This is a genomic window from Hydrogenovibrio sp. JE_KL2 (assembly GCF_009296185.1).
Lineage (GTDB): Bacteria > Pseudomonadota > Gammaproteobacteria > Thiomicrospirales > Thiomicrospiraceae > Hydrogenovibrio.
This window is the reverse complement of the sequence record NZ_WBJR01000003.1, coordinates 259,520-274,929: the sequence shown is the minus strand read 5'-3', so window position 1 is coordinate 274,929 and position 15,410 is coordinate 259,520. Positions and strand designations below refer to the sequence as shown.

Genomic DNA, 15,410 nt, shown 5'->3' with positions numbered 1-15,410 from the left:
TATTCAAAGCGTATTTAATGGCTACTATAAGGTTTTTTTATGCTCTTTCAAGAGAAAAAGAAGAAAGAGTCAGACTTTTTTAAGAATTAAACCCTAGGGTTTAACCAAGCACGCCAACCTGGTAAAAATCTACCAGGTTGGGGTTGGCATAATGCGTGAAAAGTTAGGACAGTTTGCGCTTCAATATCTCATTCACCTGACCAGGGTTCGCCTGACCTTGAGATACTTTCATCACTTGCCCGACAAAATAGCCAAACATCTTATCTTGGCCATTTCGATAGGCTTCCACCTGCGCAGCATTTGCCGCCAAAACCTCATCAACCAAAGCTTCGATTGCAGACGAATCCGTGATTTGCTTCAATCCTTTTGCCGCAATGATTTCATCCGCGGAGCCTTCTTGATTCCACATCGCATCAAACACTTGCTTGGCGATTTTTCCAGAAATGGTGTTATCTTGAATACGCGCTAGCAAACCAGCCAAAGCTTCAGCGGACACTGGAGATTCATTAATATCAATACCTTGCTGATTCAAGGATTTAGACAATTCTCCCATGACCCAGTTTGCGCTCATTTTCGCATCCTTAGAATGCGAAACCACAGCTTCGAAATACTCTGCCATCGCTCTTGAACCCGTCAAGAAGCTGGCATCATAATCAGACAATCCAAACTCGAATACATAACGCGCACGTTTAGCACTTGGCAGTTCCGGCATTTCCGCACGAATCGCTTCGATATCCTCATCCGTCACGACCACTGGCAACAAATCTGGACATGGGAAGTAACGGTAATCGTTCGCCTCTTCTTTAGCTCGCATGGAGCGCGTTTCATTCTTTTCAGAGTCGTACAAACGCGTTTCCTGAACCACTTTACCGCCAGATTCAAGGATTTCGATTTGACGAGCAATCTCAAACTCAATCGCCTGCTCGATGAACTTGAATGAGTTGATATTTTTCAACTCAGCACGGGTTCCGAAAGGCGTTCCAGGCTTATGGATAGATACGTTCGAGTCAACACGGAACGAACCTTCCTGCATGTTGCCATCACAGATACCAAGATACTGAACCAACTCATGCATCTTGCGGGCATAAGCCACCGCTTCCTGCGCTGAACGCATATCTGGCTCGGAAACAATTTCCAACAATGGTGTTCCTGCACGGTTCAAGTCAATGCCTGTTTGACCAGGAAACGCATCGTGAACCGACTTACCGGCATCTTCTTCCAAGTGCGCACGTGTGATACCGATTTTTTTGATTTCGCCATCCACTTCTATTTCTAAAAAGCCGCCTTTATCAACGATAGGATAGCTAAACTGCGAGGTCTGATACCCTTTCGGCAAGTCTGGATAAAAATAGTTCTTACGGTCAAAAACCGATTTGCGACCAATCGTCGCACCAACCGCCAAACCAAAACGAATCGCTTTAGGCAACACCGCTTTGTTCAAAACAGGCAATTGACCCGGCATTCCTAAATCCAATAAGTTAGCCTGAGTATTTGGCTCCGCACCATAAGCAATGGAAGAGCCTGAAAAAATCTTAGTGTTTGTATTGAGCTGAGCATGAATCTCAAGACCGATAACCACTTCCCAAGTCATGACCACCTCCTATTGATATGCTTCCGGCATTTGCTCATGCCAGGAAGTCACTTGTTGAAATTGATGAGCAACATTAAGCAGCTTTGCTTCACTATGATAAGTACCAATCAAATGCAACCCGACAGGCATGCCTTCTGCAAACCCAGCAGGCACAGACATGGCAGGCAAACCAGCCAAGTTCACTGGAATCGTGTATAAATCTTCCAAATACATACTAATCGGATCATCGGATTTTTCGCCAATATTGAAGGCCGTTGTCGGTGCGACAGGCCCAACGATGACATCACATTGCTCGAAAGCGTTAACAAAGTCATCACGAACCATACGACGTAATTTTTGTGCCTTTAAGTAATAAGCATCGTAATACCCTTCCGACAAGGCATAAGCGCCAACCATGATACGTCGCTTCACTTCAGTACCAAACCCTTCGGAGCGGGAACGCATGTACAAATCGCTCAGGTCTTGTGGATTCTCACAACGGTAGCCATAGCGCACTCCATCAAAGCGAGACAGGTTCGAAGAGGCTTCCGCTGGCGCCAAAACATAGTAAGCAGGCACCGCTAAATCTTTATTCGGTAAACTGACTTCAACAATGTCTGCACCTTGTTGACGCAAGACTTCAATGGCCTCTTTAACGGTATTGGAGACAGACTCTGAAAGCCCCTCGCCAAAGTATTCTTTCGGCACCCCTACTCTCAAACCTTTCAACGACTCTTCCAGTTGAGCTGTGTAGTCAGACTTTTCTTGTTCAAGGCTTGTGGAATCTTTTGCATCAAATCCAGACATGGCATCCAACAACCAAGCAGCATCCTCAGCACTACGTGACATAGGACCACCTTGGTCAAAACTGGAAGCATAAGCAATCATCCCATAACGAGACACCGCACCGTAAGTCGGCTTGATACCCGTAATTCCGCAGAATGAAGCCGGTTGTCGAATAGACCCGCCTGTATCGGTTCCTGTTGCAAAAGGCGCAAGCCCGGCAGCAATTACCGCAGCAGAACCACCGGATGACCCCCCCGGAACCGCATTTAACTTCCATGGGTTTTTGGTTGGGCCATAGTAACTGCTTTCAGAAGATGACCCCATCGCAAATTCATCCATGTTGGTTTTACCCAAAATAGGCATCCCAACCGATTTAAGTTTTTCAACAACGGTCGCATCATAGGGGGCAACAAAGTTATGAAGCATCTTAGAGCCACAAGATGTCTTCACACCATCGATACAGAAAATATCTTTATGCGCAACAGGAATCCCCGTTAGCAATGAACCTTCACCCTTATCCAGCATTTCATCGGCTTTCCTAGCCATCTCAATCGCCAACTCAGGTGTAACGGTGATATAGGCATTCAAATCACCATCATACTTTTCAATACGATCCAAATAGTGCTGGGTCAAAGCAACACTGGTAATCTCTCGGGTTCGGAGCTTCTCGCTCATTTGTTTAATGGAAAGTCTATGCATAGCTTACTCGATCACCTGCGGTACTAAATACATTCCACCTTCTGCTGAAGGTGCTATTTTTTGATACTTATCTCGATGGTTGTTTTCCGTTATTACGTCTTCACGTAAACGCTGCACTTGATCTAATGGATGAGACATAGGTTCAATACCATCTGTATTAACCGCTTGCATCTGCGCAAAAAGATCCAAAATATTACTCAACTTATCAGCAACCTGATCAACTTCCTGCTCTGAAACAGAAATGGCCGCTAAACGCGAGATTTTGTTGACATCATCTTTCCCGATGGACACTGATAAAACTCCTCACGACAAGTGCGCGAACCCAAAAGCACGCACACAAAAAATTTCACTGAAAAAAATTCCTATTAAATTACCACATTTCGGCTTTTCTAAAAAGAGACACCCCCTCTTTTCTATAAAAAAATCAGATATAAAATGATGACTTTTTTTAGTGAGTTTGTTATAAAATGGCTCAATCTCGTTTAGTGGGACAGCCGGACAGGATTGCCGGTCTTTTAGGGTACACATAAATACATTTAATACCCTAATATCCCTTCGTTTCTAGCTTAAGGAATTGCAATACATGTTACGCAAAATCATCGGACTTTTTTCTAACGACTTATCTATTGATTTAGGCACAGCAAACACATTGATTTATGTTCGTGGTAAAGGCATGGTTCTAAACGAGCCTTCAGTGGTTGCAATTCGAACTAACCGTCAGAGCGGTAACTCACGTTCCATCGTCGCCGTCGGTGAAGGCGCGAAACAAATGCTAGGAAAAGAGAACCAAAACATCGAAACGGTTCGCCCTCTAAAAGATGGTGTTATCGCCGACTTCGAAGTCACTGAAAAAATGCTTCAAGCATTTATCCGAAAAGTACATGAAGCCCGCTTCTTCCAACCAAGCCCTCGTGTATTGGTTTGTGTTCCTTGCGGATCAACTCAGGTAGAAAGGCGCGCCATTCGCGAATCTGCCGCCGGTGCAGGTGCTCGCGAAGTTTACTTGATTGAAGAACCAATGGCTGCCGCAATTGGTGCTGGCATGCCGGTAAGTGAAGCGACCGGCTCAATGGTTGTGGATATCGGTGGTGGTACAACCGAAGTTGCAACACTGTCTCTAAACGGGATTGTTTGGTCTGATTCAGTTAAAGTCGGTGGTGACCGCTTTGATGACGCTATCATCAAGTATGTTCGCCGCAACTACGGCATGATCATCGGTGAAGCTACTGCTGAAAAAATCAAAAAAGAAATTGGTACGGCTTACCACGAGATTGACCCTGACACTTTAGAAGTTCACGGTAGTAACATTGCTGAAGCCGTTCCTCGTCGCTTCACGCTAAACAGTAACGAAGTCCTTGAAGCACTGCAAGAGCCATTGGCTGCTATCGTTAGTGCCGTACGTACTGCTCTAGAACACACGCCACCGGAATTGGGTGCCGACATTGCAGAACACGGTATCGTGCTAACTGGTGGCGGTGCTCTATTGAGAAACCTGAACACATTACTTTCTGAAGAAACAGGTGTACCTGTCATTATTGCTGACGACCCATTGACCTGTGTTGCTCGTGGTGGCGGACGCGCACTAGAATTAATGGATGAAAAAGGTATCGACGTATTCTCTTTTGACTGATTTCTCCGCTTAACAACTAACAAGGTTCGGCTCAATGTATTTGTTTAATTTAAATCGATTCGATTTAACGCAACGATAATCAAGGAGTCGAATCATTAACCTCAGCACCACATCACCACAAAAAGAAGGGTCTCAGTACCTCTTATTTTTTGTCCTGTGCATCGCGCTGATGGTTATGGATCACTACAGCCATTTCCTCATTAATTTCCGTGCCCTACTGTTAACGACCATTGACCCTATTGAACGGGCAGCAACCATTCCTCTTAGCACTTACCAGTATTTCCAACAAGACTTCAAAACGGTAGAAGAGCTTAAGAAACGCAACCAACAACTGGCGACTGAAAACCTGCTCTTAAAAGCAAGGCAACAACAATTGAACAAACTTCAGCATGAAGTCTCACGATTGAATCTACTACTAGGAACAGCCAGTCAAATGTCTACTTCAGATGTTCAGATTGCCAATATCAAATACTACAACCTATCTCCCTACTCCCAGTTCTTCACTCTGGACAAAGGCTCTCTTGATGGCGTAAAGCTGCATCAAGCGGTGATTGACGCCAAAGGGCTTATCGGCCAAATCACCTCTGTGACACCGACAACATCCAGAGTGCAACTCATTACCGACTCGGATATTCAGATTCCCGTGCGCATACAGCGAACTGGGCAACGAGGCATTTTAACAGGAATGGGGCAAACCCAGCTGTCACTACAATTCATCCCTAACACAAGCTCCATTAAAATCGGAGACATCATCGAGACCTCTGGACTCGGTAACGTCTATCCAAACGGCTACCCTGTCGCCACAGTCAGTAGCATCAGCACCCTGAAAGACCAACCCTACTACGAAATCATGGCGGATCCGGTTGCCGATATTAATCTGGCTGATAAAGTTCTGATCCTTTCTCCGGTTAAAAACCCAAGCATCGATGTTCATATCGACACCAAACTGAATGGAACTGCAGATGAGTGATAAGGTCTTTTCTCTTAACTTTTCCCATGTTAAATGGCTCTTGCTCTTCAGTTATCTAGCTGGACTGGTCATTGACAGTGCATTGAACTTCAGTTTTGCACTGCACTTTGCGCCGCCGATTACACTGCTACTGCTATTGTTCTGGAGCTCACAAATCTTAAACCAGACACACCTTTTTACGGCATTTGTGCTCGGACTATTGAATGATGCCTCACTGAATACGCCGTTAGGTGCTCATGCTTTGTTGTTCTTAACGGTTACCTTCTTCATGCTACGCATCCGCCTTAGATTCAGAGGTTACCCCATGTGGCAACAGTCCATTATCGTTGCTTTCTACATCCTGTTTTTCCAAGTTGCTGGCTGGTTTATTTTTCACCCGACACTCGCTGGGAACACCGTATTCTATTACTGGTTAGAGCCGATTTTTGCCATTGCACTGTGGCCAGTGGTTTCCAACGTCATGCAGTCTCTGACCCAGAGGGCTTTATTCAGGTAAGCTCTCATGCAACCAAGACGCAATAACTATCAATCAGAAAACGAAGTCAATCAGCAAAAATTGCTTTTTAGGGGGCGACTTTACTTCGCCCTAGGCTTTGTTATCGTCTTCTTTCTCGTCCTTTTTGGGAGAATGGTTTATCTGCAATGGTTGAACTATGACCACTACCATGCCATGTCGGAAGGTAACCGCATTTCGGTTGAAGCGCTACCACCGGTAAGGGGCAAAATCTATGATCGAAACAATGTTCTACTTGCTGACAATCAACCTGTTTTCGCGCTCAAGTTTTCCAAGGATAAAATCGACAACATTGACGCGACGATTAACCTTTTGAAAAAGCTGCTGCCGGACATCCCCGACGGTAAATTGGAAAAGTTCTACAACCGCTTAAAAGTTGCCAGCAAATATCGCCCAATCTATTTGCCTTACAGTTTAAGTGAAAGTGAAGCCTCTATCTTTGCAGCTAATAGCTACCAGTTTTCAGGCGTCACTCTAACCGGCAAGCTCAAACGCATTTATCCTTTTGGTCCAGTTGCTGTCCATGCCATAGGTTATGTCGGCAAAATCAACCCTTCAGAACTCAAAACCCTAAATGAAGCCGAATATCAAGGCACTGATGTTATCGGAAAGACGGGCGTTGAGCGCACTTACGAATCTGTACTGCATGGAAAACCAGGCCTACAGCAAGTTGAAACCAATGCTAGAGGTAAGGTCATCCGTAAACTGGAAACAGAACCCGCTACCCCAGGAAAAGATATCCAACTCACAATCGATATTAGGCTTCAAAAGTTTATTGAGGAATATCTGGGCAATAAAAAAGCGGCGGTGGTTGTTATCGAGCCAAAAACTGGTGAAATCTTAGCTTACGTCAGCTCTCCAGGCTATGACCCCAATCTTTTTGTGGACGGAATCAGTAGCAAAAACTATTCTGCACTACTCCACAACCCCTACAGACCACTAATCAACCGTGTCATTAATGGCCAGTATCCACCGGGGTCGACCATTAAACCCTTCGTCGCACTGTCTGCGATTGAAAATGGCGTTATCTCGCCTCACACCAAGATTTCTGACCCGGGGTATTTTGACTTCAAAAACCATCGTTACCGCGACTGGAAACGTGGCGGCCATGGCTTGGTTGACATGAACAAAGCCATCACCGAGTCTTGCGACACCTATTTTTATGAACTCAGCTTGAAAATGGGTATTCAAATGATTCACGACGACCTGTACCCTTTTGGTTTCGGGCACACAACAGGTATCGACCTTCATGGTGAGTCCAGCGGAATCCTGCCCTCTAAAGAATGGAAACGAGAAACCAAAAACAAACCTTGGTTCAAAGGGGAAACCATCATTGCTGCAGTTGGGCAAGGTTACTTTCTAGCAACACCGATACAATTAGCAAAAGCAGTCGCAATCATGGCAAACCGAGGCAAAATCATTACCCCACATTTGCTAAAAGGTAAAGACATTGAGCCTCAACCACAAATCCCAATTGAAAAGATCTCCAACTGGGAAAAAGTCATCAAAGGAATGATGAACGTCATGAATAGCTACCATGGTACGGCTTACCGCTATGCAAGAGGGCTTCCATTTACCATGGCAGGTAAAACAGGTACTGCACAAGTATTCAGCCTTGGTGGTGAAGACTATGACGAAGAGAATATCAAAAAAACACTTCGCGACCACTCGTTATTTATCGGCTTCGCTCCGGTGAAAAAGCCTAAAATTGCGATCAGTGTTATTATCGAAAACTCAAGTGTGAAGGCTGCCCCAGTAGCTGTTGATATTGCACGCTACTACCTCACACAACTGCACAAAGATGAATCCTGATGAAAATTGAACTGGACGTTAGAGAAAAAGTTTATCGCCGCAACAAAGGCTGGTTGGAATCATTTCACCTTGACGGCTGGTTACTGGGGGGCATCCTACTTCTCATGCTCGCCAGTAGCATGATTGTCTATAGTGCATCCAGCGGTGATGCGGAAGTACTGCATCGCCACTTAGCTCGCGATGGCTTTGCCTTTTTGTTAATGCTGTTGTTTGCACAAATCCCTCCAAACTTGATGCGCGTCTACACGCCTTGGCTGTTTTTGATCGGCACAATCATGCTGGCAAGTGTGTTGCTGTTTGGAGAAATCGGCAAAGGTGCCCGACGCTGGCTTGATCTTGGTTTCTTCCGTTTTCAACCATCTGAGCTGATGAAACTGGTACTGCCGCTCACCATTGCTTGGTTATTCGCACACGACACCTTGCCACCGCCCAATCGTAAAATGCTGGTGGGAATTATCATCGTTCTGTTTACCGCAGGTCTGATTATTGTTGAGCCCGATTTAGGGACATCAATCCTGATTGCCATGAGTGGACTTTTCGTTATCTTTTTCGCGGGACTGTCCTGGCGCCTAATATTGTCCGCCATAGGCGTGGTTGCTGCCTCTCTACCTATCGTCTGGCACTTTTATATGTACGACTATCAAAAACAACGAGTCATGACATTCTTAAACCCGGAATCTGACCCGTTGGGCAGTGGCTACCACATTATCCAATCGAAAATCGCCATCGGTTCCGGCGGATTGGAAGGAAAAGGCTTTATGGGCAGTACTCAAGCTCACTTAGACTTTTTACCTGAGTCAACCACCGACTTTATTTTTTCCGTACTAGCCGAAGAATTTGGGTTAGTTGGGGTCACTTCGCTTTTAATTCTCTACACACTCATTATTGGCAGAGGACTCTATATCGCATCACAAGCACAAGACAACTTCGCACGACTCGCCGCTTCAAGTTTGGTAATGACACTGTTTGTTTATGTGTTCGTCAATATCGGGATGGTGAGTGGACTTTTACCGGTAGTGGGGCTTCCGCTGCCATTAATCAGTTATGGTGGTAGCTCGCTGGTCACACTCATGATCAGTTTCGGTATATTGATGTCTATCCACACCCACAAAAAACTGCTGACTTCTTAATGCGGCGAAGAAATTTATTCTGTAAAAACTTAAGCCTATTTCAAACCTTACTAACCTTTAAGCGTAGGTTGTTTTGTGTTAAATTATGCCTCAAATTGTCACTATGACTTTTGTATTCATACTCAACTTTAAAAGATTCCCCATGACAAAGCTTTTTAGTATTTTCCTTGCACTCTTGTTTGTTTCAACTACCAGTTGGGCTGACGCACCAGAACCAACACCAACGACGACCGTATCGCCTCCGATGCCTTATGTCATCCCGTCTCCACCGAAACTGGATGCCAAAGCCTATTTGGTGGTCGACTTCAATAGCGGCGCCGTCCTTGCCAGCTACAATGCGGATGAGCGCATCGAACCTGCCAGTTTGACAAAAATCATGTCAGGCTATGTCATTCTTAGCGAGCTGAAAAACGGCAATATGTCTCTTAATGACATGGTGACCATTTCACCAAAGGCTTGGAAAATGCCTGGCTCGAAAATGTTTATTGAAGTGGGTCAAAAAGTATCCGTCAGCAACTTGATTAAGGGAATGGTCGTTCAATCGGGGAATGATGCAACCGTTGCCTTGGCTGAACATGTCGCCGGGAGTGAAAGCGTCTTTGTCGAGATCATGAACAAATATGCTCAAATGCTGGGCATGACAGGCACCCATTTTGCGAATGCAACTGGCTTACCCAACCCAGATCATTACAGCACTGCGACTGACCTAGCGAAAGTTGCCAAAGCACTGATTCAAAAGTTTCCAGAAGACTACAAATGGTATGACCAAAAGAAATTTACTTTCAACGGCATCACCCAATACAACCGCAACAAACTATTGTGGCAAGATCCTTCCGTTGATGGTTTGAAAACCGGGCATACTGAGTCTGCAGGGTATTGCTTGGTTTCATCTGCTCACCGTAATGGTATGCGAATTGTCTCGGTTGTGGTCGGTACGCCATCGGCAGCAAAACGCGTTTCTGAAAGCCAAAAATTGATCAACTATGCATTCCGTTTCTTTGAAACACACAAGCTGTACTCCGCTGATCAGCGTTTGCATGACGCACGTGTATGGGAAGGCAAGCAAAACACCGTTGGCTTGAGCCTGGCAAATGATCTATACATCACCATCCCTCGTGGTCAGTATAAAAACCTAAAAATCGAAACGTCTATTAAGTCAGACATTCGTGCGCCAATCAAAAAAGGTCAGGTACTTGGAGACCTACACGTTTCCTTGAACGGGAAAGTGGTTGCTGAGAGACCTTTGGTCGCAACCAGCGAAGTTGACGAAGGTTCTTTCTTCAAGAAACTTATCGATCAAATCAAACTACTTTTCCAAGCCCTGTTGAATTTCATCGGCTTGTAACCATGTCGGAACAAATCGCCTACTTAAATGGCGATTTTTTGCCTCTAGAAGAGGCAAAAATTTCGACGCAGGATCGTGGTTTTCTATTTGGGGATGGCATCTACGAAGTCATCCCTGTCTTCCAAAAAAAACTGTTCCAGCTTGATGCCCATCTAGATAGATTGCACAAAAGTCTTACCGCCATTTCCATACAAGACCCCCACTCGTATGCGCAATGGAAAGCCCTTTTAAATGATTTGGTACATAAACATCCCTGGGACGACCAGTTCATTTATTTACAGGTTACTCGTGGCATTCAATGGATTCGAGACCACACCCCCGATAAAGACCTTATGCCTACCGTCTATGCTTACAGCAATCCGCTTAAGCCTGTCTCGGAAACTATCTTAAAAAACGGCATCAAGGTTATCACCCTAGAGGACATCCGTTGGCTAAGATGCGACATAAAAGCCACCACCTTATTACCGAATGTCATGATGAAAATCGCCGCAAAAGAACAAGGTGCTGATGATGCCATTCTTATCGGCAGAGACGGATTGATCTCAGAGGGAACGGCCGGCAATGTATTCATGGTCAAAGATGGCGTGCTACTCACTCCACCGTTAAGCAATCGCATTCTCCCTGGCATTACTCGCATGATCATTGAAAAAATCGCAAATGACCATAGTATTAAAGTCATTGAGAAAACACTCACATTGGCAGACCTTGAAGTGGCCGACGAAATCTGGCTGACCAGCTCAACCAAAGATGCTTTGCCCGTTTGTTTACTGAACAATACCCCTGTAGGCAGTGGAAAACCCGGTCCTATTTGGCTTAAAATGCAGTCTTATTTCGACCAAGCCAAACATTCGCTCATGCAAGCCGAACACTGACCGACAATAAAAAAGGATAACTAGATGACGGTTGATTTACATACTCCCGATAACGAGAGTCTGATTGAATTTCCATGCGACTATCAGCTTAAAGCCATGGGACGTGCCTCAGAGACATTCATTGACACAGTTTTTGAAATCACCAAGAAACATGCGCCAGATGTTACCAGAGAGGACATCCACCTAAAAGACTCCAAAGCCAATCGCTTTGTGTCGGTGAATATTACTTTTCACGCGACCAGCTTGGCACAGTTACATGCCATCTACGGTGAGCTCAAGCAACATCCTGAAGTGTTGATGACACTCTAAAACTGCGTGACCATGCCTTTCGTCATCAAACACCTCGGCTTGCAACCCTACGACACCACGTGGAATGCTATGCAAGCCTTCACCAACAATCGTACTCCAGATACCCAAGACGAACTTTGGATCGTACAACACCCTCCAGTTTTCACACAGGGTTTGAACGGCAAAGCCGAACATTTGCTCAACACCCACCCCAGCATTCCCCTCGTACAAACAGATCGAGGTGGACAAGTGACTTATCACGCGCCGGGGCAGCTTATCATCTACATTTTGATGGATCTAAAACGTGCCAGGTTGGGGGCAAAAGACTTTGTTCATCGTATTGAAAATGCTTTGATTGCATTACTGAGAGAGCACTACCAACTTTCGGCAGAAGCCCGAGTCGATGCGCCAGGGGTCTACGTTGATGGCAGAAAAATCGCCTCTCTTGGTCTCAAGATTCGACAATTTCGTTCTTATCATGGTTTGGCACTCAATGTGGATATGGATTTGGAACCTTTCCACTGGATTAATCCCTGCGGGTTGGTCGGCATGGAAATGACACAACTATCGGAACATGCAAACGAAATCAACTATGCAGACCTGGAAAACCAAGCCATTGATATGTTGCGCTTACACCTTAGCAACACCAACTGATTCCGCAATCAATGTCCCGTAATCGTCATTATTGTATAATACCCAAAATTAACACAGAACCTGGCTTATGAGCGCACCCAAATTTCAAGAAATTCCTGTCAACCAAATTACCGGATTAACCAAAACATCTGGCGAAACTGCTTCGGATCTAAAACAACGCCGAGAAGAAATGTCCAAGGGCGAATACAAAACAAAATCCCTTAAGCACAAGCCTGACCCTAGTGCGCCAAAACTGAAGAAACCAAGCTGGATTAAAGCCAAGCTTCCAGCCGCACGTCACATTGGTCGCGTTAAAGAACTGAAAAACATTTTACGCGAACAAGGACTCAATACCGTCTGTGAAGAAGCCTCATGCCCAAACCTTGGCGAATGTTTCGGGCATGGTACTGCGACCTTTATGATTATGGGTCACATCTGCACGCGCAAATGCCCTTTCTGCGATGTCACACATGGTAGACCAAAACCTTTGGATAAAAGCGAGCCTCAACACCTTGCAGAGACGATTGAAGCGATGAAACTAAACTATGTCGTCATTACCTCTGTAGACCGAGATGACCTAAGAGATGGTGGCGCAACACACTTCCGTAACTGCATCGCCGAAATTCGTCAGCGCACCCCCGAAGTGAAAATCGAAACCCTCGTACCCGACTTCCGTGGCAGACTGACTACTGCACTGGAAGTCCTGAGCACGCAAGCACCGGACGTACTGAACCATAACCTAGAAACCATTCCTCGTCTCTACGAAGAAGCGCGTCCAGGAGCAGACTACCAAGCCTCTCTTGATTTGCTCAAACGTTTCAAGCAAATGAAGCCTGAAACCACGACCAAATCCGGCTTGATGGTTGGGCTAGGCGAAACCATGGAAGAATTACTGGGAGTCATGCGTGATTTACGTGCGCATGATGTAGAAATGCTCACTGTTGGTCAATATTTACAGCCATCCAACTTCCACTTGGCGGTTAAGAAATATTGGACACCGGATGAGTTCAAAGCTGTTGAGGAAGCCGGCTATAAAATGGGCTTCACCCATGTGGCATCCGGACCGATGGTGCGCTCCTCTTACCATGCAGATTTACAGGCTCAAGGAACATTTTAATGAATGACAGTAACATCGCTAATTTGGACTTAACATAATTATTTTGTACTTAACATTGCTATTTTGTACTGAAAGCAATAAATGACATTAACGTCCAAAAGTTACTGAACACTGCCTGTGTTTTGATGAAGTGAAAATGTTTTTTATAAAATGTGGCTAATAGCTTATAATTCCAAGTAGTTAGACAGATCACATACGGACTTTGAGAAATCAAAGGTGACTGCCCCACCATCTTTTGGATGGTTCCTGGCCGAGCCGGAATAACTAAGTGGAAAAACGTGAAGAATAGCCCTGTTTATCAGGGCTTTTTGCTTTGTATAAGTTGAATTAGCCACACCAACATTAATCACGATGGTGTTTTGTATGGCTAACGATTCAGAGTTTCAATATCACGACATACCTCAAGTACGAGAGTTTCCTGCAGGCGGCTGGTCGATTATCTGGCATGGCAGGGTTTCAAGAAATTCCGACATTGCATCCGAACCCACAATTGAATTACACATTCGCTCTCATCATGCTGACAAAGTCATTCGTGTTGGTAGCGGACAATTTCCTTTATTTAAAATTGGCACTTTCTGGAATGACGGCAGATTAACAACTAGCACTGCATCAAAAATCGAAAACTTTAATTTACCGGACATTTTTATCACACCTGACAATTTACGTGAGATAGAAGCATGGGACAAAATTGCAGAATCGAACTATGCTATAAATCCCAATAAGTTGAAAATTCCGTTTGCTGCTGCAAAATCCAAATGCCTTGCCATTAAATACAATAACGATCCATACGGAATAATCATTCCCGCTTCCGAGATTGCCCGTTTTTACTATTGCAACTCAACAGATCTTGCTCATAGTGCATTTTGGGGAGAATACAGCTTTGCGCGCGACAAAATAGTAAATCCTAATAAAACTCTATACGATGAAGAAAATGATCGAGCCGTAGTCCATTTAAGACAAAAATTTGCAGACTTAGACGCTTGGACAATTGGGCGCATACTCTTTAGCGACACAGCTAAAAAAGGCGTTCAAGAAATCCATAACAGCCTACTACTTAACTTAGATACTGAGACATCCGGCTTCTTCAACTGCAAAATTCCCTTTATGGGCACTACTCGTTGGAAAGCAAAAGGTATTCAAATGGGAACAAAAGAACATCCTAGATACCTAATTCTTGAGTTACTAAAATGCTCTCACCCTTTCCCTTTTTCAGAATTGCAGGTTAGTCGTGACAACGACTCTAGCTTAGCCGACCCTGGAACAGACAAACCCGATAAAGAAAAAAAACCTATACGAAGAACAAATAGCCCTCGAAATACGGGCAGCGGCAATAAAAACGGTCAACTCAACAGAGATAGCGAACCTCACATTTATCTACCCGTAACAAATGTCCTAAATAAGTCCGCGCAATTCGATTTCATTGAAGGTGAGGAAATCATTAAGGTAAAGGATAAAGAATTTAACGAATACAAATCAGTTCCAAACAAGCCTGATACTCCAGAGCCGACAGGCTTAGGTACCGGACAAGGGGATTATCGAAATGACTCTACCAATGAAAGAGCAAAAATCAGAAGAACTATAGGAGTCGGTGCCGATTTACAAATGCTGACGGAAGCTGTCAATCAACTATCCGCTGAGGGAATGAATATAAAAATTCGGCATGTGTCCGAAATGCCTCTATCCGCTCCAAAAAGTAAAAGACAGTGGGCATACTTAGACTCGTTCTTTGAAGCCAAACGAAAGTACATTGCAATTGATGTTAAGCAAGGCAATACGCACTATTGTTGGATCGATATTGAGCAACGAAGAAAAGGTGAATGTACTGTCGGGCTCCTTAGCGGTAAACAGGAAATTGGGGATGAAACTTTGCTATTGATTTTGAAAAACCTATCTCGCTTGAAAGGTATTTGGGAAGGTTCAAATGGCAGCGCCGTTTCGGACATCGAACACATCAAGCTAGACAAGGTTCTGCACACTTGGGACTCTTCGACCAAGCTAGCAGGCATAATCAAACAAAAGGTGTCCGCATAATCACAGGAAAATG

Annotated in this window: 14 protein-coding genes; 11 read left to right on the top strand and 3 right to left on the bottom strand. The window is 44.7% G+C overall.

Annotated features, from left to right (window positions below):
- Nucleotides 1–163 precede the first annotated feature (163 nt).
- Genes gatB through gatC form a run of 3 tightly spaced genes read right to left on the bottom strand, consistent with a single transcriptional unit; the run spans nt 164 to nt 3,346 of the window.
- Nucleotides 164–1,591: an Asp-tRNA(Asn)/Glu-tRNA(Gln) amidotransferase subunit GatB gene (gene gatB / locus F8R13_RS07290; RefSeq protein ID WP_152833084.1), complete on the bottom strand. Its 1,428-nt coding sequence runs from the start codon at nt 1,589–1,591 to the stop codon at nt 164–166.
- 9 nt (nt 1,592–1,600) lie between these two features.
- Nucleotides 1,601–3,055, bottom strand: coding sequence for an Asp-tRNA(Asn)/Glu-tRNA(Gln) amidotransferase subunit GatA (gatA, locus tag F8R13_RS07285; protein WP_152833083.1), 1,455 nt, complete (start codon nt 3,053–3,055; stop codon nt 1,601–1,603).
- Nucleotides 3,056–3,058: 3 nt separating this feature from the next.
- Nucleotides 3,059–3,346 carry an Asp-tRNA(Asn)/Glu-tRNA(Gln) amidotransferase subunit GatC gene (gatC, locus tag F8R13_RS07280; protein ID WP_371414920.1) on the bottom strand — a complete coding sequence of 96 codons (288 nt, stop codon included), beginning with the start codon at nt 3,344–3,346 and terminating at the stop codon, nt 3,059–3,061.
- A gap of 292 nt (nt 3,347–3,638) precedes the next feature.
- Here gatC and F8R13_RS07275 point away from each other — a divergent pair, with 292 nt between their 5' ends.
- The 11 genes from F8R13_RS07275 (at nt 3,639) to F8R13_RS07225 (ending at nt 15,397) form a co-directional block, all read left to right on the top strand.
- Nucleotides 3,639–4,685: a rod shape-determining protein gene (locus tag F8R13_RS07275; protein ID WP_029912899.1), complete on the top strand. Its 1,047-nt coding sequence runs from the start codon at nt 3,639–3,641 to the stop codon at nt 4,683–4,685.
- 91 nt (nt 4,686–4,776) lie between these two features.
- On the top strand, nt 4,777–5,655 hold the full coding sequence (gene mreC / locus F8R13_RS07270) for a rod shape-determining protein MreC (protein ID WP_371414928.1): 879 nt from the start codon (nt 4,777–4,779) through the stop codon (nt 5,653–5,655).
- Nucleotides 5,648–6,151 (top strand): rod shape-determining protein MreD, encoded by a 504-nt coding sequence (gene mreD, locus F8R13_RS07265; protein WP_152833079.1) that lies wholly within the window; start codon nt 5,648–5,650, stop codon nt 6,149–6,151. The genes mreC and mreD overlap by 8 nt, the downstream gene beginning before the upstream one ends.
- Before the next feature lie 6 nt (nt 6,152–6,157).
- Nucleotides 6,158–7,981 (top strand): penicillin-binding protein 2, encoded by a 1,824-nt coding sequence (gene mrdA / locus F8R13_RS07260; protein WP_152833077.1) that lies wholly within the window; start codon nt 6,158–6,160, stop codon nt 7,979–7,981.
- Nucleotides 7,981–9,111: a rod shape-determining protein RodA gene (gene rodA / locus F8R13_RS07255; RefSeq protein WP_152833075.1), complete on the top strand. Its 1,131-nt coding sequence runs from the start codon at nt 7,981–7,983 to the stop codon at nt 9,109–9,111. Before mrdA ends, rodA begins: the two co-directional genes overlap by 1 nt.
- A gap of 142 nt (nt 9,112–9,253) precedes the next feature.
- Nucleotides 9,254–10,456 (top strand): D-alanyl-D-alanine carboxypeptidase family protein, encoded by a 1,203-nt coding sequence (locus F8R13_RS07250; protein WP_152833073.1) that lies wholly within the window; start codon nt 9,254–9,256, stop codon nt 10,454–10,456.
- 2 nt (nt 10,457–10,458) lie between these two features.
- Entirely contained in the window at nt 10,459–11,328 is an 870-nt protein-coding gene (locus F8R13_RS07245; RefSeq protein WP_152833071.1) for a D-amino acid aminotransferase, read from the top strand.
- Nucleotides 11,329–11,352: 24 nt separating this feature from the next.
- Nucleotides 11,353–11,637, top strand: coding sequence for a YbeD family protein (locus tag F8R13_RS07240; RefSeq protein ID WP_152833069.1), 285 nt, complete (start codon nt 11,353–11,355; stop codon nt 11,635–11,637).
- 12 nt (nt 11,638–11,649) lie between these two features.
- Entirely contained in the window at nt 11,650–12,270 is a 621-nt protein-coding gene (gene lipB / locus F8R13_RS07235) for a lipoyl(octanoyl) transferase LipB (RefSeq protein ID WP_152833067.1), read from the top strand.
- Nucleotides 12,271–12,337: 67 nt separating this feature from the next.
- Nucleotides 12,338–13,366, top strand: a complete 1,029-nt coding sequence (gene lipA, locus F8R13_RS07230) for a lipoyl synthase (protein ID WP_152833065.1) — start codon at nt 12,338–12,340, stop codon at nt 13,364–13,366.
- A 363-nt stretch (nt 13,367–13,729) separates the two neighbouring features.
- Nucleotides 13,730–15,397, top strand: coding sequence for a hypothetical protein (locus F8R13_RS07225; RefSeq protein WP_152833063.1), 1,668 nt, complete (start codon nt 13,730–13,732; stop codon nt 15,395–15,397).
- The last annotated feature ends 13 nt before the right edge of the window (nt 15,398–15,410 follow it).